The sequence below is a fragment of the Halobacillus sp. ABR2_026 genome (assembly GCF_056158545.1).
Map to the genome: position 1 here is coordinate 892,134 of NZ_JBSWTM010000001.1, position 26,161 is coordinate 918,294.

Consider the following 26,161-nt stretch of genomic DNA (forward strand, 5'->3'; position numbering starts at 1 on the left):
CGATTTCCGGTGGGGGAGTGCCGAGCTTCCTTGGGCTACGCCCTGCGGGATCTCGCCGATCTCCTATCTCCCACGGGAGTCTCGCAGCTTCCCAACCACCCCATTGGATCATGCGAGAACCGAACCCCTACACCAAGAAGGAGCACCTTCCACTATTACTATCTATAGTAAGGAAGTGTTCTATAACAAGCGGTTATGAGCTCCATCTATACGATGGAGATTAGTGATATAGCTCTCCATTCGTATAGTGAGCGTCTACTTCTGAAAGTGGTTTCGAGACACTTATATGGCAAAGGGGCGAAGGAGAATGGCGAGACTCCTGCGGGAAGCGAGTCATTCCCCGCAGCCCTTATCCACAACACAAAAGTCTCGAAATCAAGTATTTAACAATTCTGTCCTTTAGCGAAAGGCTCCGTTTCGAAATAATAATCCAACAAGATTCAATGGTTGGATCGTAAAAGTAGATCATCTAAAGGTTTCGGCGCTTGGAAATAAACCCCTTTTTACCATCCTATCATTCATTGTCCCTTCCATCCGTTGCTGCAAATATCAACACTGAACTTTAACAGAGCCTTATAGTTAGATGAGAAGCACAACAGGAAACTTTCATTCAAAGTAAAACAGCATATTGAAAAACCTCCCGTAATCGGGAGGTTTTTTTATTCCAGATTCAATATCATGAATGTTTGTTTACATATATGCATTGAAAACGCACCGCAATAAAGAGAGGGGGGCGATGTCTTGAATCAGGGTCGCTGGTATTCTTTTCATACTTACACTGAACTCCTCCTGCTATGGAAAACATGTGGATTTCTCTTTAACAAAACTGCCAATAATCTTTATTCATTGACTTTAAACTGACGAATTTGTTCATCCAACTGGGCGGATAAGGAAGATAATTCGTCGGCACTTTGGGAAACTTCTTCGACAGAGCTGTTGGATTGTTGGGCAGCAGCTGTCACTTGTTCGACACCTGCGGCTGATTCCTGGGAAACAGAAGCGACTTCTTCAATAGAAGCGTTCATCTCATAACTATCTTCCGAGATTTTCTTCAGTTTCTCAGAAATTTGCCGGCTTTTAGCTACAACACCCGTCACAGCTTCTTCAATACTTTCAAACGTTTGACCTGTCATTTCCAATTGTTTTGTCCCTTGGTCGACTTCCTTATACCCATGCTGTAAAGCGGTGACAACGTTCGTAGATTCACTTTGAATCCCTGTGACAATCCCAGTGATATCTTCAACTGAATGTGTGACCTGCTCGGCTAATTTCCGGACTTCATCTGCAACAACGGCAAAGCCTTTCCCATGCTCCCCTGCACGTGCAGCTTCTATAGCAGCGTTCAACGATAATAGATTCGTTTGTTCGGCAATTTCCTGAATCACTTGCACAAGCTTGGATATTTTCTGGGATTGTGCGTCCAGCCCGCGTACTTGATCGACGGCTTGTTTCACAATTTGATCGATGTTCTGCATTTGATCAACCGATTGACGCATCATCCTGCTGCCGTCAGTTGTCATGGATAAAACTTCTTGTGAGGAAGCCGCGACAACTTCCCCGTTCTGTCTCGCTTCCTTGATTTCGTTTACAAATGTATCCATCATTTCAGACAAGCGTGAGGAACTATGGGCTTGTGATTCTGAACCTGATGACAGTTGTTCCATCGTGGAGGCGATTTGTTCACTACCTTCCCGGACTTCATCAGCGGACTGTTTTAAATTATTACTTTGATCCGATACCGCTTGGGTCGCCCCCTGCAGTTGAACGATGATATTTTTGATACTCTCTTTCATTTGATGGGTGGAGGCCGATAATTGTCCGATTTCATCAGCTCTATTTTGGTAGAGATTCACGGTCAAATCCCCGGATTCAACTCGATTCATTTTCTCCTGCAAGGCAACAATCGGACGGCGGATGCGTTTGGCAATAAGGAAAGAAACAATCACAGAAAGAATTAATATGATACCGACAGTGATAGCAATCGGTAAAAGGACTGCTGCCCCTTTTGCTTCCAGCTCTTTATTATAAACGGTCCCCATGATGATCCAACCCGTAGTCTCATTGATTGAGTATCCTAATGTTTTATCTTCTCCGTTATATTCATAAGTGACCACACCTGATGGCTGGTTCTGTTCAATAATTTTCTGGTAGTAGCTTTCCTGCGATACATCGGAGCCGGCAAGCTCTGGATCAGGATGGGAGAGGAATGTTCCATTTCCTGAAAGGATGGCGGCATATCCTGTGTCCGCAATTTTTAAGTCTTCTACTAAACTCAATAGAGACGTCATATTGATATCGAGAGAAAGGACCCCGACGACTTCATTGCCATCAACAACAGCGCGTGCAATACTCATGATCGTTTCATTTGTATTGGTATCAAGATAAGGCGCGGTCCATATGAGCTCTCCTTTGTTAGTAACGGCATCTTTGTACCATGGTCGCTCTCTGGGGTCGAAATCGGAAGGAAGGGATAAAGTAGTATCTGTTATGGTTTCACCCGTTTCCTCAACCCCCATATAGGCATTTTTAATGATTTCGTTGGAAGCACGGATGTCATCCAATCGGCGAATGACGGTATCTTTCTGGGAAGAATAGTTGATGAATCCTTGAGCCTCTGAATAATGGTTGACGATATCTTCCTGGGATTGGAAAAATAAATCGAAGGATTCATTCAATGAATTCATTTGCTCTTCTACATTGCCCGTGAGTTCATCAGTCGTGATGGAGACACCAAACGTATAACTGGCGTAGCCGATAATGATACCGGCGGCAATGATCAAGGTGAGGAATGGGATTAATATCTGTCTCTGCAATGTGCGGTTCCAAAAGGAGCCTTCTTTTTTCTTCTTTCGGTTTCTTAACATGAGGTACCTCCATTCATATGTAAAAAAATAAGGAATAAAACTTTATCGTTCTTTTACATTTATCGGACTTTAAGACGTTAAATTCAATAGATTTTTTCACTTTTCAGAAGATAAAACCTTCAATTATGGTCGGTTCATGCTAAGGGGGGTTATTTTAAAGGCATGTCCATTTATTTTCGTTGGAGAAAATGTGGATGGGGGAAGGGGGAGGCACTGGCTTTCTTTCAATGTTCTGGTGAAGTAAAGGGCAAAACAAATAAAAAAACCACCCTTCCAATTGTTGAAAGGGTGGTTTTAAGTAGTGGAGCATAGCGGGCTCGAACCGCTGACCTCTTCGCTGCCAGCGAAGCGCTCTCCCAGCTGAGCTAATGCCCCATATTTTTTCGACAATTATTATTTTATAGAGATAGAAGGAAAAAATCAAGAGATTTTTGTATTCTTTTCTCCACTGTATGGCCATAGAGGTTAGGAATGGATACTTGTCATAATAAATGGAAATTTGTTTAGAAATTGAGATTATAGGAAAAACACAGGTAACAAATGAAAGGGGTGAAAAAATGTCGGAAAGAAAAGTTAAAAATCGTTGGCTGATCGCTTTGGGAGCGGTCGGGATACACATTTCCATCGGATCTGTGTATGCCTGGAGTAACTTCACAGGTCCATTAAGTGAGAAATTTGGCTGGTCAGCCAGTCAAGTGCAGCTTACTTTCAGTATTGCTATTTTATTTTTAGGATTATCAGCAGCCTTTTTAGGGTGGTTTGTAGAAAAGTACGGACCGAGAGTGGCTGGAATCACAGCCGCCATTTTTTTCGGAATTGGTGTCGCAGGTTCAGGAATCGCTGTAAATGCAGGATCATTATGGATGCTGTACATATTTTACGGTGTTCTAGGAGGGGTTGGGTTAGGTGTCGGCTACATCGCTCCGGTTTCTACGTTAGTCAAGTGGTTCCCTGACCGACGTGGACTTGCGACAGGGATGGCAATTATGGGATTCGGATTTGCAGCTGCTATCGCGAGTCCTGTGATGGATGTTTTAATCAATTCTGTAGGAATCGCTGCCACTTTTTACATTTTGGGGATTAGTTATTTTCTTATCATGATCGGGTCTTCCCTTTACATGTCCAGACCTCCTGAAGGGTGGACGCCTGACGGCTATGACCCAGAAGAAGAAACGGATACGAAAAAACAGGACTTGGCCAACCTTCGGGCTAAGGAAGCGTTGAAGACGAAACGCTTTTATTTCTTATGGACCATGTTGTTCATTAATGTGACATGTGGAATTGCTGTTATTTCAGCAGCGAAGCCGCTTTTGGAGGAAAGTGTAGGAGTATCTGCAGCCACAGCGGCTACACTTGTCGGTGTCATGGGTATCTTCAATGGACTTGGAAGAATTGGATGGGCCAGTGCTTCTGATTATATTGGGCGTGCCAATACTTATATTACCTTCTTCGTTCTACAAATCGGTTTATTTCTCGTGCTGCCTTGGACGACAGCGACTTGGGTTTTCGTCATTGCATTTTCCATCATTTACACGTGTTATGGTGGAGGATTTGCTACCATCCCTGCATTTATCGGGGATTTGTTCGGAACGAAAGAGTTAGGGGCAATCCATGGCTACATTTTGACAGCATGGGCAGCAGCCGGACTAGCCGGACCTATTTTTGCAGCTTGGATGAAGGACACGACAGGAAGTTATGAAAACAGCCTGATATTTTTCTCTGGCTTGTTTGTTATTGCCCTTGTTGTATCCATCCTTACGAAGGTCGATGAACGGAAGAAGCGGAAAGCAATGGAGAGCAGAGAAAAGACAGCCTAGTTTGGAAAAGGAGCCCGGGTGTGAAAACATTCGGGTTTCTATGTTGCAAGCATAAAACCAAGGAGTGTATGGAGGGGGAAGGTTGGAGAAAAATGAACAAAAGAGGAAAATGAAGGGAATAAATGAATGATTCAACCAATCAATAAAGTATTGCAAAAAATGATGCCAATTATTACACCAGCTGCTGTAGTTATCGGAGTGTTTTTTTCCACTGTTTTTGATGCTCTGGTCTATCTTGTCCCTTGGATTTTTGCGGTCATGACATTCACAGGGAGCCTTGGATCTAACTTTACGGACTTGAAGAAAGTTCTTAAACACCCACTTGGGTTGATTGGGTGTATTCTGGTCTTACATATTCTTATGCCATTCCTTGCTCTTGGTGCTGGTGGGTTATTGTTTCAAGATGATCCTCATACGACCATAGGGCTTGTTCTTTCATTTGTGATCCCAACCGGCATTACGTCGTTGATTTGGGTATCTATTTACAAAGGGAATGTTGTCCTGACCCTATCGATTATTTTGATAGATACCCTGCTTGCCCCCATTATTGTTCCATTAGTGATGTATGTTCTTGTCGGGAATGCCATTCAAATGGATGTCTGGGACCTAATGATCGGTCTATTATGGATGATTGTCATACCATCGTTGGCTGGAATGAGCATGAACCAGTGGGGAAACCAAGCGTTTACTAAAAAGCTCGAAAAGAACACAGCTCCATTGACAAAATTAGGCATTGGCGCCGTTGTTACCATTAACAGCGCTGCGGTCGCTCCATATTTTCAAAACATTGATTTACATTTGCTTCAGATTGCAGCAACCGTATTTTTCCTTGCCATTTTGGCATATTTCATAGGTTATGTCACAGCTAAGGTGTTGAAGCTTAACGAAGCGGGGGCTATTTCCTTAACGTATAACAGCGGAATGAGGAATATCAGCGGCGGAGCAGTCATTGCCATTACCTATTTTCCTGCTCCTGTTGCTGTTCCGGTCATTGTTGGAATGCTGTTCCAACAGGTACTTGCTTCTTTTACAGGGAAAGTTTTTGAACGATCAGATCGGCAGCGGGCATCAGTTGACGGAGAAGGCCTTGATCAAGGTTAACCGCAAGGGAAGAAGGGAAGGGAGGATAATAAAAGCGGAGAGGTAGTCAGGAGGAAACGTGATGTTGTTTTCAGGAACAAAAGTGTCAGATTTATCAAAAGCATCAATTGTGATTATATTGGCAGGCTTCGTAATAGTGGGGGGAGCTGTTTATTTTTTCACAGAACTTGCCGCAGAAATTCTTGAACAGGAAAAGTTCATCGTCGATCAGGCAGCGACAGATATAGTCCGCGCTATCGATACTTCATGGATGGATACCTTCTGGGGCGGGGTGACAGAGCTTGGGTCCGTATTATTGATTACCATCGCCTCAGTGATATTATTGATCTATCTTTTATTTTTTTCTCCATTCAGCAGGTGGGTGGGAATCTATTATGCAATCATCATGATCGGTATTAGTTCGTTGACCAAACTATTGAAAGTAACCTTTGAGCGTCAGCGACCGGAGGTTTTGGCAGAGTACGATGGCACAGGATTCAGCTTTCCCAGTGGGCATACGACGGGGTCCGTTGTGTTCTACGGGTTTCTCATATACTTAATAGTGATCAGTCCATTGAAGAAACCGTGGAAGTGGGGGGTAAATGTGGCTCTTGGACTATTAATGATGCTCATCAGTCTTTCCAGAGTTTATCTTGGGGTCCATTTCTTCACGGATGTTCTAGGTGGGATGCTGTTCGGGCTTGCCTGGCTCCTTGTTTGTATAGCGGCATTAGAAATCACGATATGGAACCAAAGGAGAAGACAATCGAAGGGATTTCGTGTTGCATCAGATTCTTAAAGTGAAGGATGGTTTACTTTTTCTCAATGAAAAAGCTGAGAGCACAAGAGTGCTTTCAGCTTTTTTATACGCCTCGTTTGTTGCCCCAAACAAGTGCATGGACTTGAGGGAGTACGCGGACTCTGTTCAGTTTGGATGAGGATACGACTTGATCAATCAGCCACTCATATTGATCAAGAAGGTGACTGGCAAGGTTATCAGCCTCGCTTTCTTCTAAATCATCATTTCCGACTTGGAGGAAAAATGGGAGGTTTGGGTACCGTTCGTGGACTTGTTCGGCATACGTCAAATCCTCTTCATTAAATATGACGACTTTTAAACTTGTATGGTTTATTCGATCCGATGTTGTCAGGCGTTCAATGATCTCATCGAGTTTCTCCCAGTCGGTTTCCATTTTGGAGCTGGGAGGCTTAGGGGAGATAGTCAAATCATCAATGTCAATAAACCAATCTTGCCACCGGCTCCCTTGTGTTTCGAGCGCTACTTCTATTCCTTTTTCGTGCAAAGGGGTGATGAGTTCATGCAAATGTTTTAACAAAGCAGGATTACCCCCGGAAATGGTGACATGGTCGAATTGTTCTCCACCGATCGCCAAAAGGCGGTCCAGGATTTCCTCAGAAGTTAACCGTTCGATATCATGTTTAGCACTGCCATCCCAAGTGAAAGCGGAATCGCACCAGGCGCAACTGTAGTCACAGCCTGCCGTGCGGACGAACATCGTCTTCCTTCCGACGACCATACCTTCTCCTTGAATGGTAGGTCCGAAGATTTCAAGCACAGGGAACTTATGATTCATCACTCATCCACTCCCGTCTGGCTTCGGCGTAACTTGTCGGTGTCTCATAAAGCTTTACGAATTCTACACGACATCCATTAGTATCCTCAGTCAAAGCTTCTTCCATCTTTTCATAAATCCAGACCACCATATTTTCTGCGGTCGTATTCATTTGAGGCAAGGTATCGTTCAAATACCTGTGATCCAAGTGGATTTCGATTTGTTCTTTCCAAATTTCTTTAATGTCACCAAAATCGATGACCAATCCAATATTATCTACATATCCGCTGATTCCGAAGATCACTTTATAGGTGTGACCGTGAAGATTCTTACATTTGCCTTCGTAACAATGTAGGTGATGGGCAGCATCAAAAGTGAACTCCTTACTGACCAGCACACGCTTTTGGTGGTATTTCAACTCCTGGCGTTTAATATCCTCATCGATTTTCTGCAAATTCTCGACAATGGTGAATCCGTACATTATTCAGCCACCTCTTTTCGGGAAACGTAAGTCTGAAGTCCGTTTTGTCGGAGCACACATGCTGGACATTCCCCACATCCATCTCCTCGGATTCCGTTATAGCAAGTGAGCGTTTTTTCCCTAACGTAATCAAAAGCTTCCAGTTCATCTGCCATTTCCCAGGTTTCTGCCTTATCCAGCCACATGAGAGGGGTGTGGATGACAAATTCATCATCCATGGATAGATTCAGAGAGACGTTCAACGATTTGACGAAAACGTCCCGGCAGTCTGGATAGCCGCTGAAATCTGTTTCACAAACTCCTGTGACAATATGCTTGGCGCCTATTTGACGCGCAAGAATGGTGGCGAAAGATAAGAATAATAAGTTCCTTCCCGGCACAAAAGTAGAAGGAAGACCACCATCTTCGCCTTCTTTCACTTCAATATCATCCCGGGTCAAAGCATTAGGAGCGAGTTGGTTAAGTAAAGACATATCAAGGATATGATGGCGCACCTGCTGATCTTCCGCGATTTCTTTCGCTACTTCAATTTCTTCTTTATGTCGCTGGTTGTAATCGAAGGTGACGACTTCCACAGATTCGAATTTCTTCAATGCCCAGAACAAGCAGGTCGTGCTGTCCTGGCCGCCACTGAATACGACCACCGCTTTTTTATTATTTTCCATAAAAAAATTCTCCTTCCATACTTGAAAAAGAGAATTCTACACACCCAAAACCATAAAAAAACCGCACCTAAGGCAAGGTACAGTTCCATCCTTAGTTTTTTATAGAGGGTGTCGCTAGAACCTCTCCTGCCCTGAAGCAGACTTTATTTCATTTACCCTACTCATCTTAACACGAGAATATGCCCCTGGAAACCCTGACTTATTCAATTACCCGCATCAGCTTTATTAAACACTAGGGCAGGATTGTTGAGACTTGATTTCGAGACTTTTGCGATGTGGGTAGGGGCTGCGGGGAAGGACTCGCTTTCCGCGGGAGCGCGGTGAGCCTCCTCGGACTACGTCCTGTGGGGTCTCACCAAGCACTCTCTTCCTCATAGATATCCGGTTTCTGCACCTAGCGGCTAGTGAGACTTCCCTCGCTTCTGTACGATAAGTCAATATCGAATCCCTTCGTTCTTCGTGTTTCCTTTATCTCCTCCAGCTCAGTCCAGTCCATACGCCGCTGTACGAGGCGCCTGCACACTTAAGATAGGAGTCTCGCCATTCCCCTTCGCCCCCTTGCTATAGGAGACTTTCGAAATCACTTCTGGAATAATGCTTGTATGATTAGGGAAAGTGGATGATATTTATTCCCTCTCTCAAGCAGACATCCAGAACATAAAACTAGATGCCTTCTTGGGAGGGAAGAGTGTTTTCCTCTAACTCGGTGTTGAAGGACTAATGCCTTATCCCATACTTCAGTATTTAGATTAGCCATTATGGAAGTTAATATCCTGCACTGTCATTGTAGATAAATCAGATGGTCCCGTAAGTAGTTTCTAGACACTTACATGGTAAAGGGGCGGAGGGGAACGGTGAGACCTCGGAAGGCGGAGCCTGAGGAGGCTCATCGCCCGCCCCATGGAAAGCGAACCTTTTCCCGCAGCCCCTAAAGCTCACATAAACATCTCGAAGGGAGCGGTGGTGGGTGAATGGGTTATGAAAATGGGAATCTGAAAAACTTTTTATATGAATGTATTTTATGTGTTGACTTCTGCATATGATTTTGTATAATTATAAACAATTCATTATAAAAATACATTCGTAGACGAAGAGAGTACGTATGGATGTTGTCGACAGCGAACCGGGGGCGGTGGAAGCCTGGTGACAGATTGATACGGAAACGCACTTCTGAGATGTTCGGTGAAAACAGTAGCCAGAACCGGGAGCACCCGTTAAAAGCTTCGAGTTGGTCTGATATACAGACAATGAGAGTGGCACCGCGGATGATTCAAAATCCGTCTCTTACCTTAAGGTAGGAGACGGATTTTTTTATGGACAATTTACAAGGAGGTTATCAATATGACAAAACCAAAAGTAGTATTAGCTTATTCAGGTGGATTGGATACATCCATTTCTATTAAGTGGATTCAAGAAAAGTACGGGTACGATGTGATTGCATTGGGGTTGGACGTAGGCGAAGGTAAGGACTTGGAGACCATCCGTAAAAAAGCGCTTGATGTAGGTGCGATAAAAGCGATTATGATCAATGCCAAGGAAATCCTTGCGGAGGAGTATTTAATGCCGGCACTTAAGGCAAATGCTCTTTATGAAGGGAAATATCCACTATCTTCTGCCCTTTCACGTCCTTTGATTTCCAAGCTGCTTGTAGAGGTGGCTGAACAGGAAGGAGCAGTCGCTGTCGCTCACGGCTGCACCGGTAAAGGGAATGATCAAGTTCGTTTTGAAGTTTCGATCCAGTCATTGAATCCGGACCTTGAAGTCATTGCTCCCGTCAGAGAGTGGGGGATGACGCGTGATGAACAGATCGTTTATGCAGAAGAAAAAGGAATTCCTATTCCTGTTAATCTTGAAAACCCATTCTCTATTGATGCGAATATCTGGGGCCGTGCTTGTGAAGCGGGTGTTCTTGAAGATCCTTGGCAGGAAGCTCCAGAGGCTGCATATGCCTGGACGAATCCGATTGAAAAGACGCCGGATCAGGCGGAGACCATTGAAATTGATTTCCTGGAAGGGAAGCCTGTGGCTTTAAATGGGGAGAAAATGGAGATCGTCCCGTTGATTGAATACTTGAATGAACTTGGTGGAAAACATGGGGTTGGGAGAATTGATCACACAGAAAATCGTTTAGTCGGTATTAAATCCAGAGAAGTATATGAGAATCCTGCAGCAATGATTTTGATCAATGCCCACAAAGAGTTGGAGTTTCTGACCCAAACAAGGGAGGTTTCTCAATATAAAGTCAATGTGGATCAACAGCTGTCAAAAATTATTTATGATGGTCTATGGTACTCCCCATTACAGCCGGCTTTGTCTGCATTTGTTGATTCTACCCAGCAAGTCGTAACAGGTACCGTGAAAGTCAAGTTATTCAAAGGCCATCACACAGTCACTGGTAAAAAATCACCGGTCAGCCTTTATAATGAAGAGCTTTCCACCTATTCAAAAGATGATGCCTTCGACCATAACGCCGCTGTAGGTTTCATTAAATTGTGGGGGCTGCCTACTAAAGTCCATGCGGACGTCCATAAAGGGGCGAAGCTGCTCGATCAGGCAGTGGTGAGCCAGCATGACTAAGCTGTGGGGCGGCCGTTTTACAAAACCGACTAATAAATTGGTGGAAGAGTATACCTCTTCCATCACATTTGATCAAAAACTCGCCATGCAGGATATTGAAGGCAGCCTGGCTCACGTGGAAATGCTTGGGGCCTGCGGTATCATTCACTCAGACGAAGTGGAGCAGATTAAGGAGGGGCTTCTTTCCATAAAGGAGAAAGTTCAAAACGGTCAGGTCACGTTTTCTGTAGCTCATGAGGATATTCATATGAATATTGAAAAAATATTAATTGATGAAATCGGCCCGGTAGGTGGAAAGCTCCATACAGGAAGGAGCCGCAACGATCAGGTAGCTACAGATATGCACCTCTATTTACGTGAAAAGACAAAAGGGTTGGTAGAGCTTGTACAAGCTGTCCAAACGTCGCTTGTCGAGCAGGCGGAGGAACATGTAGATACGATTATTCCTGGCTATACTCACCTGCAAAGAGCGCAGCCGGTCTCTTTCGGTCACCATTTGATGGCGTATTTCTGGATGTTTGAAAGAGACAAGGAACGTTTGCAGGATAGTTTGAAGCGAATCAATTGGTCTCCCCTCGGGGCTGCTGCCCTGGCAGGGACTCCTTATCCGATTGATAGACAGATGACCTCTGATACCCTGGGATTCGATAAGCCTTACCCGAATTCATTGGATGCGGTCAGTGATCGTGATTTTATTCTTGAATTTTTATCGATTTCCTCCATTTTGATTACTCACATTTCCCGTTTATCTGAAGAATTGATTCTCTGGGGGAGCCAGGAATTTCAATTCGTAGAATTAGACGACGCTTTCTGTACTGGTTCAAGCATTATGCCGCAGAAGAAGAATCCGGATGTTCCTGAACTTCTCCGGGGGAAAACAGGACGTATCTATGGTCATTTGATGGGGATGCTTACATTGTTGAAAGGACTGCCCCTTGCCTACAATAAAGATATGCAGGAAGATAAAGAGGGGATGTTTGATACGGTAGAAACATTGGAAGGTGCTCTGTCTCTCCTGGCCCCTATGCTTTCCTCCATGCAGGTGAAAGGGGATCAGATGAAGAATGCCGTCCAGGAAGATTATTCGAACGCAACCGATATAGCGGATTACCTGGCTGTTAAAGGGATGCCGTTCCGTGATGCTCACGAGGTCATTGGAAAAATTGTCTTGTATTCCATCCAACAGAAAAAGTATTTGCTGGATTTGACATTGGAGGAATACCAAGAGTTTTCCACACTATTTGAAGCAGATATCTATGAGAAGTTAAACCCTTCCCAGGTCGTAGCCACCCGGAACAGTGAAGGGGGAACAGGCTTCGACCAAGTGGAAAAACAAATTCAGCTTGCTAAAGAACACCTCTCATAAGGGAGGTGTTCTTATTGATGGTAGCGTTCTGAAGGTTTGAAAGGGGAAGAGGGAGGCTAATATATTCATAACTACCATTATGGAGAGGGATGAAGATATGGCCAAAAGCATACAAGCTTACTTTTCAACAGAAAACGATGCAGAAAGTGCAAGAGCATCTTTACAATCTTTAACGATGGAGCAGGATACAGTGGAAGCTATTCCGGAGGATTCCGATTTGACACCTGTTGTTCCATTGGCAGGCTCTACGAATTCCGGGGGAGGAACTTTCAACTTTACCGAGGTCTTATCCCCGAAGCATGACCGGGAGCGTGCGCTTTCGGATAAGAGGCATTTAACACATGTGCTCCATTTTTCCATTAAAGAGGAAGAGTATGATCGTGCCATAGCTGTGATCAAAGATCATAACGGGCACATGGATCGGAAGGATTTGTAAGACTATCATCCCCCTGCTCATCTTCAGGGGGATCTTTTTCATTTTCTACATATATAGACTGGCAAGAAAGATGCCAAGGGTTTCCTGGTAAATTTCGTCGAATTGCTCAAGAGGAAGCGGATTTACCCCTTGTCCGAGTTCCACTGTGAATCCAGGCTCGCGGAATTCCTGGATGAACCAATCCTTATAACCAGAGAAGCTATCGATAAAGCGAATGGGTTTATAGCCGCTCACTCGTTCAAATTCATTGACAATTGTCATGGACCGGGGGGGTTCGAGACCTTCATACCCCCAATAGATTACTTCCCCTTGAGTATGGAAGGCTAGCATTTTTTCAAAGTTACGGGCGCCTGCAAGTTCTGCCATGGCTACGGTTTCAGGCTCGGTCAAAGGCTGATAACCAGGGAAATCGCGCGGAGCGGGTGAAGTAGGCTTGCGGGCTGCATCTACTTCCCATTTCGCAGGGTATTGATTATTCAAGTCGACCCCTCTGATATTTGCCTTCCATCCTGAAAAATCTGTGCTCCCGCCATTGATCCTTACTGCCATCTCACCAAAATCACCTTCAGGTGGACCATTCAATACAAGATCTACACCGTCAGGATCGACCATCGGAACAATCGAAATCGTCACCTCGTTGTAAAAAGGATAGATCTCTAACCCTCTGATATTCTCTTTATTTGTAACAGCCAGCAAGTAATCATTCAGAAATTGCATAAGGACTGCTGTAGTGATCCACTCGTTGGCATGAAAGGAACCATTCCAATGGACGACTTTCGGCCCTCGCCCTATTTGCAGCTCGATTAAATCTTTGCCCATAACACTGGTGCCGATCGTTTCTTTTCTTATGAATGGGTATAACTCGTAAAGTTCTTCCAAATCGTTCGTTAGTACATTAAAGTCGTATGGTCGGTTTCCATCAACCACGCGATAGGATACTTGGATTGGTATGGACAAGGTTTGTCCGATTTGAAGATTCCTTGGGTTTACAGAAGGATTCATTAGAGCCAAAGCATCCAAAGAGATTCTTCGCTCGCTTGCAATTTTCCAAAATGTGTCTCCCGATTGTACCCGGTAAGTGCTGGTTTGATATCCAGGGATGCGAATGGTTTGTCCAATTTGAAGAGAGGCTGGGACGGCTTGTGGATTGGAATCAATGATTATATTCAATGGGATATTAAAGAGGCTGGAATAATACCACAACGTATCCCCGCTTCTCACTTTAACGTCCATATGAATCCCCCTTTTTACAGTCCTTTTTATAACTATATGGAAAATGGTTGAATACATGAACAAACATCTTCCTGTCAATTTCCCACAATCGAAGCACAATGTCCGTTTTTCAGGTACAATGAAAGAACGTGTTTTTTATGAATGAAGGATTGCTTTAATGATATAGGAATGGCGGTAAGGCGTTCAAACACCCGCGGCTTACTCAGAACTGTATAGGAGTGCATCCGCTGATTCTTATGCAGTGAGTTATTGTTGAGCGGAGGGCAGCGGGGATTCACTTGTTTTCCGGGGGAGTGCGTTAAGCCTACTCGGAATTCGCCTGCGGGGTCTCACCAGGCACTTCCATCCCGAAGGAGTTTCGGTATTCCCCTCCGCGCTTTGCCTCATATAGATCTTGAATTCTCAAGGTTTTTCCAAAGGAAAGACAAAACGAATCTATCCAATCACCTCGATAGGGGGTCTTTTTTTGGAAATATGAACACCAACGTCTACCAGAGCCGAAGGAAAATAAGAAAGCATAACAACACAATCCATAGGGAAGTGGTGAAAGATTGATGAATGCATTTGAACAATTAGGGATATCAACAGACCGGAGTGTAAGGTTGAAGAAACAGGGGATCACTTCACCGACGCCTGTACAAGAACGAGCGATTCCTCCTTTGATGGAAGGTCGTGACCTTGTGGCCCAAGCACAAACCGGTACAGGGAAAACGTTCGCGTTCATGCTCCCCATTTTAGAAAAGATTGATTCTTCCTTAGCAGCTGTACAGGCTGTGGTCATAACCCCTACAAGGGAACTGGCTTTACAAATCACACAGGAAGTAAACAAATTGAAAGATGAAGAAACCAATGTTTTAGCTGTCTATGGAGGGCAAGACGTAGCCAAACAGGCGAATAAATTAAAGGGAAATGCACATATCGTCATTGCCACTCCCGGACGTTTGCTTGATCATTTGCGTCGGGAAACGGTGGATCTGATGAGCATTCGCCATCTTGTCCTTGATGAGGCCGATCAGATGCTTGAAGCGGGATTCCTCCCTGATGTACAGGACATCATCAGTCAATGTGGAACAGAGAGGCAAACGATGTTGTTTTCAGCTACGATCACCAAACAGGTTCATGTACTTGCTACTAAAATTCTTAATGATCCGAAACGAATTGAGGTCAAAGAGGAGAAAGTGACAGTTTCTAATATTAAGCAATTGCTGTATGAAACGACGGATCGTGCCAAACAGGATTCTCTCATCGAAATCATGAAGGAGCACAGGCCATTCTTAGCAGTGATTTTTTGTAGAACGAAACGTCGAGCGAAAAAATTAAACGATGCTTTGATTGCCCAAGGCTACGAATCTGACGAACTTCATGGGGATTTGTCACAGGCGAAAAGAGAGAAGGTTATGCAGCGTTTCAGGGATGCGAAAATCCAGTATTTAGTAGCTACGGATGTAGCCGCACGAGGACTTGATGTGGAAGGAATCACCCATGTTTTCAATTATGACATCCCTCAGGACCCGGAGAGTTATATCCACCGCATTGGAAGAACTGGAAGAGCGGGAGGAAAAGGGCTGGCGATCACTTTCGCCGCGCCGAAAGATAAGACTGCGCTGAAAGATATTGAGAAACATATTAAACAAAAATTAGAAAGACGCTCACTCGAGAGCCTTTCTCCCGGGAAGAGGGAAAAGGAAGAAGAAAAACCCGTTCGACAGAAAAAACGAAGAAAGTAAGGGAGAACCAGAGTTTGCAGCAGACTCTGGTTTTTCTGTTGGAAATTTTCTAATAAAAATTCAATAACATTGAGAGGAGTAATGAAATATGATATATTATATAACGTAATTCCGAGTTAACGCATTGGAATTATAAATTATGAGGAGAGATGAATATTATGGGGATGGAATTCGTCGACCTATTCAATCAATGGGCAAGTTCATATGACGATACAGTAGCTGGAAAAGACCCGGAATATCGTGAAGTGTTTGAAGGATATGATGAAATGTTGGGTCGTTTGGCTGGACTTTCCGTATCCCCGGTCATGGAATTCGGAGTCGGTACAGCGAACCTGACGAGTAAGGTTATCGATCAAAACAAGGTCGTTTTCGGTATTGAGCCTTCAACAGAGATGAGAAGGATTGCTAAAGTAAAATGTCCGGAAGCTGCTATCTACGATGGAAATTTTTTAGAATATCCGAACCTTTTGACACCGGTCCGGTCCATCATCAGTTCATTCGCCTTTCATCATCTAACGAGTAGTGAAAAGATCAAAGCTATACAAAACTTTCACGACCGTCTTGAAGGTGAAGGAGAAGTTCTATTTATTGACACGATTTTTAAAGATCAAGCACATAAACAACAGTTGATTGCAGATGCTGAGCGGCAGGGATTTTTAAATTTAGCACAGGATTTGCAGGAAGAATACTACCCGTTTCTAGAAGAACTAAAAGAGATGTTTGCAGATCATGGGTTTGAGGTATCTTTTGAACAACTGAACAAATATGCCTGGCTTATTCAGGCCAAAAAAGGAGAATGATCATATGCCAAAAATGAACGTTGAAAGTTTTAACCTCGATCACACGAAAGTCAAAGCTCCATACGTACGCCTTGTCGGAGTAACGGAAGGAGACAACGGGGATAAAATTTATAAGTACGATCTTCGAATCAAGCAGCCAAATAAAGACCACATGGCTATGCCGGCCCTTCATTCCCTGGAGCACTTGATGGCAGAAAACAGCCGTAATCACCATGATCGTATTATTGATATTGGTCCAATGGGATGCCAGACAGGCTTCTATATTGCTGTGTTGAATGATGACAGCTATGACAATGTTCTTGAAGTCATTGAGAAGACACTACAGGACGTCCTTGAAGCGACGGAGGTTCCTGCATGTAATGAAGTTCAATGTGGATTTGCGGCTAGTCACAGTCTTGAAGGCGCCCAGGAACTTGCGAAAGAGTTACTGGATAAACGTGACGAATGGACGGAAGTCTTTTAATAATAACGGGAGTTGAGGGTCAATGGGTTACGTGAAGAATATACAATCTCTGATTGGTCAGACACCGATGATCGAACTTACCCATTCTGATATCCCTAATCAAGCTAGAATATTCGCCAAGCTTGAATTTATGAACCCAGGCGGTAGTATTAAAGACCGCCTGGGTTTAAAACTGATTGAGGATGCGGAAAAGAGTGGACGTTTACTGCCTGGGGGGACGATCATCGAACCTACGGCTGGAAATACAGGGATAGGCCTAGCCCTGGCAGCCATAGGAAAAGGCTACCGGGTCATTTTTGTGACACCTGAGAAGTTCAGCCAGGAAAAACAGACGTTGATGAGAGCGCTTGGTGCAAAAGTAGTTAATACCCCGACAAATCAAGGGATGACAGGGGCCATTGAAAAAGCACAGCAAATAGAAAAAAAAACCCCGGGTTCATTCAGTCCCCGTCAGTTTCATAATCAAGCTAATCCGGCCGCCTATTATGAAACGCTGGGTCCTGAGATATGGGAAGACATGGATGGAGATTTCGATGTTTTCGTTGCCGGGGCTGGTACAGGCGGAACGTTTATGGGAACTGCCCGGTATTTAAAAGAAAAGTCGGGACAAGTGAAAACAGTCATCGTTGAGCCAGAGGGTTCCATTTTGAATGGTGGATCATCCGGTCCTCACAAGACGGAAGGCATCGGGATGGAATTTCTGCCGTTTTACATGGACACCGATTATTTCGATGCTGTCCATACGATTCCAGATGATATAGCTTTCCAGCGTGTACGGGAGCTTGCTTTGAAGGAAGGCCTGCTTGTTGCCAGTTCATCGGGAGCAGCCTTTGAAGCGGCAATTAAGGAAGCAGAGCAGTCAGAGCCGGGAACGAAAATCGTAACCGTCTTTCCGGACAGTAGTGAAAGGTATTTAAGTCAAGGGATTTATGAGGAGTGAAGATATGAGGAAAAAAACGCAATTGATTCACGGAGGAATAACTGGCGACGATCAAACAGGAGCGGTCAGTGTTCCTATATATCAAGTCAGTACGTATAAACAGGATGGGGTCGGTCAGCATCGCGGCTATGAGTACTCACGTACGGGAAACCCGACGCGCTTTGCGCTCGAAGAGCTGATCAAGGATTTGGAAGATGGACATAGAGGGTTTGCTTTCGGTTCAGGAATGGCAGCTATTACAGCTGTTCTGATGACTTTCAATCAGGGCGACCATGTGATTTTCACCGATGATGTGTATGGAGGAACTTATCGGATGGTCTCCAAGGTCATCAATCGCTTTGGTCTGGAAGCGAGCTTCGTGGATACAAGTGATGTAGAAAACATCGAGGCAGCCATTACAGATCAAACGAGAGCGATCTATGTAGAAACACCGACGAATCCGCTGCTAAAAGTTACGGATTTAGAAAAAGTGTCTCAGCTGTCTAAAGAAAAAGATTTAACGTTTATCGTCGATAATACATTCAGTACACCATATTGGCAGAACCCTATAGAATTTGGGGCAGATATCGTTCTTCACAGTGCTACTAAATATTTAGGTGGCCATAGTGACGTCGTTGCCGGTTTAGTAGTTGTAAACAGTGAACAGCTGGCTGAAGACGTTCATTTTGTATTGAATTCCACAGGAGGTATTTTGGGACCTCAGGATTCCTGGCTGCTTATGAGGGGGATCAAGACACTCGGAATCCGTATGGAAGAAATTGAAGAGAACACTCGTCAATTCGTAGAGTTTCTGCAAGAAATTCCTGAAGTTACGGATATTTATTACCCTGGTCTTGAAGCTCATAAAGGAAGCGCTGTTCATGCAAAACAGGCACGAGGAAATGGTGGTATGATCAGCTTTGATGTGGGAAGTGGAGAAAAAGCCGATCAAGTACTCCGGAACGTCCGCTATTTCACACTGGCTGAGAGTCTCGGGGCGGTTGAAAGCCTTATTTCTGTACCGGCTATGATGACACATGCGTCCATTCCGAAAGAGCGTCGAAGTGAACTCGGGATCACCGATGGGCTAGTCCGGGTCTCCATCGGACTCGAAGATATCGAAGACTTGAAAGAGGATTTCCTGCAAGCACTGAGAAAATAGTCTTTCCAAAAGGAGCGCCTCCAAGGTGCTCCTTTTTTTAATCCTGTGAACCTTGTTTCGTTCAGAACTGTGCCGTCCTGTCAGCGCCGCTCGGTTTGTGAGGTTGTATAGGGCGGCTGGCCCTGTGCCACACTAAGGAGAAAATTGAAGCAGGAGTGGGAAATTGATATGGATTTTACACACTATAAAAAACAATTGGAAGAACGAAAACAAGAAATTGAACAGCGATTGATGGATCATGATTCTTATGGGTTGAGTCGCGGGTTTGCAAGTGACATGGCCTCCGGGGAATTGTCCCAGTATGATAACCATCCAGCAGACTCAGGTACCGAACTGTATGAAAGGGAAAAGGATCTTGCTCTACTGGTGCATTTAAGAGAAGAGTTGTCAGACATACAATATTCCTTAAAACAGATGGATAAAGGGACCTATGGGATTTGCGAAGACACGGGGCAGCAGATTCCACTGGAGAGATTAGAAGCCCTCCCGACGGCGAGAACCATCACTTCTGCATCACCGAATCAGGAGGTGCCGGAGGATCGGCCGCTTGAGGAAAAGGTCCTTTCGAATATCGAAGAGAGCTATGGTCGGGATCATGCAGATCCGGAATATAATGAACAGAACGCGTACGAGCAAGTCGCATCTTTCAATCAGAGCAGTATGACCTATGATGATTCTTCGCTAGTGGATAATCAGGACGGGGTAGGGTATGTAGAAGAGTTTGAACCTTTCCTTTCCACAGATATGAATGGGTATACAGGAGCCGATGATGTTCATTTTGAGCGGAATGAACATTACGACAAATATATGGACCGCATGGATGAAGGGGAAGAAAAATCATGAAAAAGAGCCCGGGAGCACTCCCGGGCTCTTTCGACTTGACTCTGTTAAAGTTCAGTGTTGATATTTGCATCAACGGATGGAAGGGACAATGAATGAGTGGATGGTAAAAGGGAAGTTACTTCCAAGTGTCGAAACCTTTAGATGATCTACTTTCACGATCCAACCATTGCATCTTGTTGGATTATTATTTCGAAACGGAGTCTTAAGCTAAATGGCAGGATTGTTGAAGACTTGATTTCGAGAGGGTTCGGGGTTCGTTATTGTGTTGAGTGCCAGGGGTGGCTGGGAAGCTACTCGCTTTCCTGTGGGGGGGTGCCGAGCTTCCTCGGGCTTATCGCCCTGCGGGATCTCGCCGATCTCCTTTCTCCCACGGGAGTCTCGCAGCTTCCCAACCACCCCATTCGATCATGCGAGAAACGAACCCCTTTGTCAACGTTGGATGGTCTTCCATTCCCCCGGTTGTTGTAAGCATAAAACGCTATGTATCAAGCTTTCCAGGTTCGAGCACCTCGGTTTGGGAATATGATCCTTATCCTCTCACCAACTAGAATAGCTGATGATTCATGAAGGGGTTTCGAGACCCTGATCTAGCCAAGGGGAGGAGGGGGATGGCGAGACTCCTATCTTAAGTGTGCAGGCGCCTCGTTCAGCGGCGTATGGACTGGACTGAGCTGGAGGAGATAAAGGAAACACGAAGAACGAAGGGATTCGGTGTTGACTTATCGTACAGAAGCGAGGGAAGTCTCACTAGCCGCTAGGCGCAGAAACCGGATATCTACGAGGAAAAGAGTGCTGGGTGAGACCCCGCAAGGCGTAAGCCTGAGGAGGCTCACCGCGCTCCCGCGGAAAGCGAGTCATCCCCCGCAGCCCCTAACTCCCACACAAACATCTCAAAACTGAGTCTTCAAGAAAAGGGAGCTTTCGTTGAATAAGCTAAATATAAAAAAGGGACTTCCATAAAATGGAAGTCCCTTTTTTGCAGTAATAGCAACACTAAATTTTAACAGAGCCTTCGACTTAATACCCTACTTCAATAGCAGCATTCACGATGTACATCAAATCATTTTTATCTTCTTTATCTTCTAACGCTATACCGCTTGAAGTCAGCATTCCGCCTTCCATAACTTCAATATTCACCTCACCGTAAGGGATGGCTTTTTTCACTTCCTCATGATCCAGTAAATCAAAGTCGCACGGAAGAGCGAGTTTGACGTTGATCTTCATATTGTCCAAAGATTGCTCCGGCAGTACAGAACGGATTCCTGGCATGGAATTTGTATGTATAGCGTTTTTAATGGCCCTGACAGAAGCTTTCGTCACGTTCTGTCCGTGTACATCTGTCCCCATTCCTGTTTGGATAAACATCAACTGTTCCACTTTTATCCCACCTTTTCTTTTCTTCATGATATCATAATTTGTTTGCGAACCTTTATGAAATGCACTCTCATGTATAGTGAAGCCAGGGAGCACGTTCCCTGGCTTGAACTTATCAGTAACCAACTTCTATTGAGGCATTCACGATATACATTTGATCATTATGGTCCCCTTCATCATTTAATACGATTCCACTTGTTGTGCGCATTCCGCCATCATATACCTCGACATCCACTTGCCCATACGGAATGGCTTTTTTTACTTTGGTATAGTTTAAATCATCTATATCACAAGGAACGGCTAGTTTGACAGTGGTTTTCATGTTTTCCATAGACCCTTCTGGCAGAGCCTCCTGAAGACCGGGCATAGAGTTTGAATGGACAGCATTTTCAATGGCTCTTACGGACGCCTTTGTAATATTCTGTCCGTGTACGTCAATTCCTGTACCTGTCTGAATGAAAATAATCTGATCCATTTTATAACCACCTTTCTAATGATTCAGTCGCTATATAATTTGTTTATCCCGTACATTTTTTTCTAAAACATGTGATCCATAAAAGGGAATCGTTTCCATTATTTCGTTGACACAATATTCTGTTCGACTGTATAATCTAATAATACAATTATAAAACATACTAATTATATAGGGATTATGGTATTAAGGGTGTTGCCGAGTGTTTTTGAAAATGAACGAAGTTGGAAAAACTTTTAATGTTCATGAAGAAGACCGTTTCGAAGTTTTTTCTGGAATCGATTTGAACATTGAAGAAAATCAATTTGTATCACTGCTTGGGCCGTCCGGGTGCGGAAAATCTACACTTCTTTCCATGGTGGCTGGTCTTGAAAGTGTCACAGAAGGGGCTATCCGTTTAGAAGGAGAAGAGATTAAGAAAGCAGGTCCGGACCGCGGGATGGTCTTTCAACAACCTTCTTTGTTTCCGTGGTTGAACGTTAAGGAAAACGTGCTGTTTCCTTTGAAGGGGCGGGGTTCTAAGAAAGAGATGGGGGAGAAAGCGGATCGATATTTACAGATGGTCCATCTGAGCAGGTTTAAGGAAAGTTACACCCATGAGCTCTCTGGAGGGATGCAGCAAAGAGTGGCCATTGCAAGAGCACTTGCGATGGATCCGAAAGTATTACTTATGGATGAGCCTTTCGGGGCTCTTGATGAGCAGACGAGGCATATCCTGCATGAGGAATTGATGAAAATATGGCAGGAAACGCAAAAGACAATTCTTTTTGTGACCCACAGCATCCAGGAGGCTGTGAAGTTATCAGACCGCGTCATAGTTATGGGGACGCGCCCGGGACGAATAATCGGGGACTTCACCATTGATTTTGAGAGACCGAGGAAAAGAGACGATGATCAAGTGATCGAACTTGAGCAGCAGGTCTTGGGACTGCTTGAAGGTGAAATCAATAAAGTGTTGAAGGATGAACTTCGTTATGAAGCTGGCCATTAAACGAATCGTATTTCTAATCGTCATCATAGGGTTATGGCAGTTGGTTTATTCTGTTGGTGTATTCGAGGATATTGTATTTCCTTCCCCTGTAAAAGTAGCCGGGGCCCTTTATACAGGTTTCGCTGATGGAGATTTCATCAAAGCGCTGGGTGCAAGTTTCCGCCATTTATTTATGGGCTTGGCTTTAGCTATATTGTTCGGAACGATTATTGGAGTTCTGCTTGGGAAATCGAAACAGGCCGATGAGACTGCTGGAATGTACTTAATCGCTCTGCAAAGCATACCAAGTATCGTATGGGTACCGCTTGCAATTATGCTGTTTGGTTTTTCAGAATTTGCCGTCGTATTCGTCGTCGTTCTTGGAGGTACTTTCGTGATGGCGTTGAATGTGCGTACGGCGATTTACAGTGTGCCTCCTCAGCTTGTACGGGCGGCGCGAACGATGGGGACGAATGGTATTCCTTTGTTTTTCCGAGTGGAAATCCCATCAAGTATCCCTTATTTCATGACAGGTATCCGGCTGGCGTGGGCATTCAGCTGGAGAGCTCTCATGGCTGGTGAATTGTTAAGTAACGGACCGGGGTTAGGGTATTCTCTACGTTATGCTCAAGACTATGCGCGTATGGATCAAGTGGTTGCCATCATTATCATTATTGGAGTGATTGGAGCTGTTGTAGACCAGGTCGTTTTTTCCAAGTTGGAAAAGAATGTGAGACGGCGCTGGGGTTTATTGAAAACATAATTGGAGGGGATGAGAAAATGAAAAAATGGTTTTCCGTACTCGCTTTAGCTTTCATAAGTATAGTGCTCGCGGCTTGTGGCAGTGATGAGGGGGCGAACTCAGAAGGTGGAGGAAGTTCAGATGAAATTACGATTGGGTACTTCCCGAACATCAATCACGTAGCAGGTATGGTGGCAGAAACAAAGGACTTATACACGGAAACTCTGTCTGATGGTACAAAAGTAAAATATCAGTATTTTCCTGATGGTTCCTCTTTCATGACGGCGATTGAAACCGGGGATATACAAGGTGGTCTTGTAGGCCCGGGGCCAGCGATGAACCACTTCACAAGTGGAGCGGAAATTAATGTAGTAGCGGCTGGATCCACAGGCGGAACAGTGATCATGGCAAGAAAAGGAGCCGATATAGAATCTCCTGAAGATTTGGCAGGAAAAACGTTTGTGTCCCCGCGTGTCGGCTGTACTCATGATGTTCAATTTGAAACGATGATGAAAGAAGAATTTGGGTTGACCTCCGATCGTATTGATGGGGAAATGAAGCACGTAACCGGAAAACCTGCGACTTATGCCAATTTGTTTGAAACGAAAAATGTTGATGTAGCCACAGTACCTGAACCATGGGCTTCCTCCATTGAAGAGCAGGGAAGCGGAGAAGTTCTTGTTGATACACCGAATGTGGCTTTTGGGGAAACGCTGCCCGCGGCTGTCTTTGTAACTTCAGAGGAACTGGTCGAAGAGAACCCTGAAATGGTGGATAGCCTTGTGGAAGCTCACAAAAAAGCTACCGACTTTATCAATGAAAACCCAGAAGAGGCGAAGCAGATTGCCATCGACAAAATCAAAGACATTACGGATCAGGAGCTTTCTAAAGAAGTCATCGACCGTGCATGGGATCGGATTGATTTTACTTATGATGTAAAAGAGGAACACCTGCAAAAGTTTGCGAATGCTTCTTATGACTTGGAATTTCTAAAAGAAAAGCCCGACTTGACAGGGCTGGTCGAAACGAGCTTTTTGGATTAAACAGGAGAGAGACGGGAAATGCCCGTCTCTTTTTTTTGTTCTTTTGTGAAATCATCAGGCTTAGTTTTAATTCCTTTCTTTAGTTTTTAGTATTTAGGTCAAACTAAAAACACAGGAGGGATGATTTTTGAAACGTTTGATTGCCGTGTTTTTCATCGTCGGATTCTTTTTCGTCCTAAGCCAGGCGGTAGCTGCAGAAAGTCAATATAAAATCGTTCATAAAGATAAGGTGACAGAGGAATGGGAATTTCATGTAGATTATCCGAAGTTCGAACACCTTGAAAATAAAGAACTTCAAAATACCGTCAATTTTCAAATCGTTCAAAAACTTGAGGACACGTTGAGAGGGGTAAAAAGAGGAGCGGGAGAGATGATGGGGGTTCCTTATCTTTATTATGAAGAGACAACCGTTTATAAAGAAAAGACCTTTTATTCTGTCGTAATGACTTCCCATATATCCAGGGGGAAACGTTACAATTCAACTGTCACCTCCATCAATTTTAAAGATGATGTTGGAGAGTCCGTCAAGAGCTTAAAAGACTTCGTGTATATGGACCAGTTAAACGAACAGGTGAAAAAAGTATTGGCTTCTGATAAGGATATGTATTTTCAAAAGCCATTCGCGGGTGTGCGCGATCATACCGCTTTTTACATTAAGGGTGATTATCTGGTTCTAGTATTTAACAAATTCGAGGTGGCAGCCGGTGTCCATGGCACTCCTGAAATTTCTGTGCCGATAGATGGAATATTGAAAGAAGATTTAAAGAAAAATGCCCCTCCATTACCTTCCTATACATTTGTCAACAAGTGATCTAGTTTTAATGATGCTTCCTCTTCAGGTTACCCACATTACTAACAGGGATGTGGATAATATTTACTCACAGAATGAATTTTAGATTAACGCCTATATATCAAGGTAAATTAATATTTATTCACACTGTGCACAACCTTGTGGATAACTTCATTGAGGGATAGGAAAAGAAGCATAAGCTCAGCTTATGCTTCCAAAATTTCTTCTTCACTTTGTTCCCCATAATAATGGAACAAGTACTGGTCTTTCGTGATGACATACAAGTCGTATACATCGTCAGTCCTGTTGATCCAAGATAAAACTTCAGGGTATGTTTCATTTCCATAGGATACATAAGGGATTTTGAGAGCTGCTTTCATGGACCGGATATTCGTTCGTCTTATTTTCATAAAGACAGCCTCAATATCCAATTGAAAGAACAATTCCTCAAAAAAGGCTTCCTTCGCAACCTTATTGTATCCTTTCCCAAAATACGGCTGACCGATCCATGTAGCTAAAAATCCTTTGCCGTCCTGGATATCAAACAAGTTGATGGTTCCGATCGATTGTCCCCACTCATCTAGGATGGTACGTGAAATCAATTCCCCCCGATCTTCTGCTTCTATGGTCTGTTTAGTCAAAAAGTAAAATTCGTCAGAAGATGAAGCTTTGTGACGGACGTAAGGAAACACTTCAGGGTGGCTCATCAACTCAAATAAAACCGGGGCGTCATGTAAATCACGCTTTTTCAGCATAAAAAATC

24 protein-coding genes, 1 tRNA gene, 1 riboswitch and 1 other annotated feature are annotated in these 26,161 nt (G+C 44.1%); of the genes, 16 read left to right on the forward strand and 9 right to left on the reverse strand.

The genetic code is table 11. The features are described 5' to 3' along the window. Nucleotides 1-839: 839 nt before the first annotated feature. Nucleotides 840-2,864, reverse strand: a complete 2,025-nt coding sequence (locus tag ACXADE_RS04520) for a methyl-accepting chemotaxis protein (protein ID WP_474906509.1) — start codon at nt 2,862-2,864, stop codon at nt 840-842. 302 nt (nt 2,865-3,166) lie between these two features. After that, nucleotides 3,167-3,239: transfer RNA gene (locus ACXADE_RS04525), tRNA-Ala, on the reverse strand. A gap of 182 nt (nt 3,240-3,421) precedes the next feature. Here ACXADE_RS04525 and ACXADE_RS04530 point away from each other — a divergent pair. The 3 genes from ACXADE_RS04530 to ACXADE_RS04540 all read left to right on the forward strand — a co-directional run bounded on the left by ACXADE_RS04530 (nt 3,422) and on the right by ACXADE_RS04540 (nt 6,560). After that, nucleotides 3,422-4,681, forward strand: a complete 1,260-nt coding sequence (locus ACXADE_RS04530) for an L-lactate MFS transporter (RefSeq protein ID WP_474979324.1) — start codon at nt 3,422-3,424, stop codon at nt 4,679-4,681. A 126-nt stretch (nt 4,682-4,807) separates the two neighbouring features. Next, complete coding sequence (locus ACXADE_RS04535) at nt 4,808-5,782, forward strand: bile acid:sodium symporter family protein (protein WP_474979325.1); 975 nt, start codon at nt 4,808-4,810, stop codon at nt 5,780-5,782. A gap of 61 nt (nt 5,783-5,843) precedes the next feature. Beyond that, the gene (locus tag ACXADE_RS04540) at nt 5,844-6,560 is read left to right on the forward strand and encodes a phosphatase PAP2 family protein (protein ID WP_474979326.1); all 717 of its coding nucleotides are present in this window, start codon (nt 5,844-5,846) and stop codon (nt 6,558-6,560) included. Nucleotides 6,561-6,624: 64 nt separating this feature from the next. Here ACXADE_RS04540 and queE read toward each other — a convergent pair whose 3' ends face one another. Genes queE through queC form a run of 3 tightly spaced genes read right to left on the reverse strand, consistent with a single transcriptional unit; the run spans nt 6,625 to nt 8,481 of the window. Further along, entirely contained in the window at nt 6,625-7,356 is a 732-nt protein-coding gene (gene queE / locus ACXADE_RS04545) for a 7-carboxy-7-deazaguanine synthase QueE (RefSeq protein ID WP_474979327.1), read from the reverse strand. Further along, nucleotides 7,346-7,816 carry a 6-carboxytetrahydropterin synthase QueD gene (gene queD / locus ACXADE_RS04550; RefSeq protein WP_474979328.1) on the reverse strand — a complete coding sequence of 157 codons (471 nt, stop codon included), beginning with the start codon at nt 7,814-7,816 and terminating at the stop codon, nt 7,346-7,348. The genes queE and queD overlap by 11 nt, the downstream gene beginning before the upstream one ends. Further along, on the reverse strand, nt 7,816-8,481 hold the full coding sequence (queC, locus tag ACXADE_RS04555) for a 7-cyano-7-deazaguanine synthase QueC (RefSeq protein ID WP_474979329.1): 666 nt from the start codon (nt 8,479-8,481) through the stop codon (nt 7,816-7,818). The genes queD and queC overlap by 1 nt, the downstream gene beginning before the upstream one ends. Before the next feature lie 85 nt (nt 8,482-8,566). Next, nucleotides 8,567-8,611: riboswitch (PreQ1 riboswitch) on the reverse strand. Between the two features lie 945 nt (nt 8,612-9,556). After that, nucleotides 9,557-9,769: a binding site (T-box leader), on the forward strand. A gap of 53 nt (nt 9,770-9,822) precedes the next feature. On the opposite strand from queC, the gene ACXADE_RS04560 reads away from it, so the two are divergent. The 3 genes from ACXADE_RS04560 to ACXADE_RS04570 all read left to right on the forward strand — a co-directional run bounded on the left by ACXADE_RS04560 (nt 9,823) and on the right by ACXADE_RS04570 (nt 12,860). Further along, on the forward strand, nt 9,823-11,058 hold the full coding sequence (locus tag ACXADE_RS04560) for an argininosuccinate synthase (RefSeq protein ID WP_474979330.1): 1,236 nt from the start codon (nt 9,823-9,825) through the stop codon (nt 11,056-11,058). After that, entirely contained in the window at nt 11,051-12,424 is a 1,374-nt protein-coding gene (gene argH, locus ACXADE_RS04565) for an argininosuccinate lyase (protein ID WP_474979331.1), read from the forward strand. The genes ACXADE_RS04560 and argH overlap by 8 nt, the downstream gene beginning before the upstream one ends. 97 nt (nt 12,425-12,521) lie before the next feature. Then, complete coding sequence (locus tag ACXADE_RS04570; protein ID WP_474979332.1) at nt 12,522-12,860, forward strand: hypothetical protein; 339 nt, start codon at nt 12,522-12,524, stop codon at nt 12,858-12,860. A gap of 45 nt (nt 12,861-12,905) precedes the next feature. Here ACXADE_RS04570 and ACXADE_RS04575 read toward each other — a convergent pair whose 3' ends face one another. Then, nucleotides 12,906-14,093 carry a M14 family metallopeptidase gene (locus ACXADE_RS04575; protein ID WP_474979333.1) on the reverse strand — a complete coding sequence of 396 codons (1,188 nt, stop codon included), beginning with the start codon at nt 14,091-14,093 and terminating at the stop codon, nt 12,906-12,908. 554 nt (nt 14,094-14,647) lie between these two features. Here ACXADE_RS04575 and ACXADE_RS04580 point away from each other — a divergent pair. The 6 genes from ACXADE_RS04580 to ACXADE_RS04605 all read left to right on the forward strand — a co-directional run bounded on the left by ACXADE_RS04580 (nt 14,648) and on the right by ACXADE_RS04605 (nt 20,007). Beyond that, nucleotides 14,648-15,820, forward strand: a complete 1,173-nt coding sequence (locus ACXADE_RS04580) for a DEAD/DEAH box helicase (RefSeq protein ID WP_474979334.1) — start codon at nt 14,648-14,650, stop codon at nt 15,818-15,820. Between the two features lie 158 nt (nt 15,821-15,978). Continuing rightward, on the forward strand, nt 15,979-16,620 hold the full coding sequence (locus ACXADE_RS04585; protein WP_474979335.1) for a methyltransferase domain-containing protein: 642 nt from the start codon (nt 15,979-15,981) through the stop codon (nt 16,618-16,620). A gap of 4 nt (nt 16,621-16,624) precedes the next feature. Beyond that, a complete protein-coding gene (locus tag ACXADE_RS04590) occupies nt 16,625-17,083 on the forward strand; it encodes an S-ribosylhomocysteine lyase (protein ID WP_474979336.1) in 459 nt (152 codons plus the stop codon). Nucleotides 17,084-17,105: 22 nt separating this feature from the next. Further along, nucleotides 17,106-18,023: a PLP-dependent cysteine synthase family protein gene (locus ACXADE_RS04595; RefSeq protein ID WP_474979337.1), complete on the forward strand. Its 918-nt coding sequence runs from the start codon at nt 17,106-17,108 to the stop codon at nt 18,021-18,023. Between the two features lie 4 nt (nt 18,024-18,027). Continuing rightward, the gene (locus tag ACXADE_RS04600; RefSeq protein ID WP_474979338.1) at nt 18,028-19,164 is read left to right on the forward strand and encodes a bifunctional cystathionine gamma-lyase/homocysteine desulfhydrase; all 1,137 of its coding nucleotides are present in this window, start codon (nt 18,028-18,030) and stop codon (nt 19,162-19,164) included. 168 nt (nt 19,165-19,332) lie between these two features. Continuing rightward, nucleotides 19,333-20,007, forward strand: coding sequence for a TraR/DksA C4-type zinc finger protein (locus ACXADE_RS04605; protein ID WP_474979339.1), 675 nt, complete (start codon nt 19,333-19,335; stop codon nt 20,005-20,007). Between the two features lie 1,017 nt (nt 20,008-21,024). Here ACXADE_RS04605 and ACXADE_RS04610 read toward each other — a convergent pair. Both ACXADE_RS04610 and ACXADE_RS04615 read right to left on the reverse strand, forming a co-directional pair. Further along, nucleotides 21,025-21,384 (reverse strand): Lin0512 family protein, encoded by a 360-nt coding sequence (locus tag ACXADE_RS04610; protein ID WP_474979340.1) that lies wholly within the window; start codon nt 21,382-21,384, stop codon nt 21,025-21,027. 112 nt (nt 21,385-21,496) lie between these two features. Beyond that, a complete protein-coding gene (locus ACXADE_RS04615; protein ID WP_474979341.1) occupies nt 21,497-21,856 on the reverse strand; it encodes a Lin0512 family protein in 360 nt (119 codons plus the stop codon). Nucleotides 21,857-22,055: 199 nt separating this feature from the next. Here ACXADE_RS04615 and ACXADE_RS04620 point away from each other — a divergent pair, with 199 nt between their 5' ends. From ACXADE_RS04620 to ACXADE_RS04635, 4 genes are all read left to right on the forward strand, one after another. After that, the gene (locus tag ACXADE_RS04620; protein ID WP_474979342.1) at nt 22,056-22,844 is read left to right on the forward strand and encodes an ABC transporter ATP-binding protein; all 789 of its coding nucleotides are present in this window, start codon (nt 22,056-22,058) and stop codon (nt 22,842-22,844) included. Continuing rightward, nucleotides 22,828-23,586, forward strand: coding sequence for an ABC transporter permease (locus tag ACXADE_RS04625; protein WP_474979343.1), 759 nt, complete (start codon nt 22,828-22,830; stop codon nt 23,584-23,586). The genes ACXADE_RS04620 and ACXADE_RS04625 overlap by 17 nt, the downstream gene beginning before the upstream one ends. A gap of 17 nt (nt 23,587-23,603) precedes the next feature. After that, nucleotides 23,604-24,608, forward strand: a complete 1,005-nt coding sequence (locus ACXADE_RS04630; protein ID WP_474979344.1) for an aliphatic sulfonate ABC transporter substrate-binding protein — start codon at nt 23,604-23,606, stop codon at nt 24,606-24,608. Nucleotides 24,609-24,735: 127 nt separating this feature from the next. Then, entirely contained in the window at nt 24,736-25,419 is a 684-nt protein-coding gene (locus tag ACXADE_RS04635) for an RsiV family protein (protein WP_474979345.1), read from the forward strand. 185 nt (nt 25,420-25,604) lie between these two features. On the opposite strand, the gene ACXADE_RS04640 is transcribed toward ACXADE_RS04635, so the two are convergent. Next, nucleotides 25,605-26,153, reverse strand: a complete 549-nt coding sequence (locus ACXADE_RS04640) for a GNAT family N-acetyltransferase (RefSeq protein WP_474979346.1) — start codon at nt 26,151-26,153, stop codon at nt 25,605-25,607. Between the last annotated feature and the right edge of the window lie 8 nt (nt 26,154-26,161).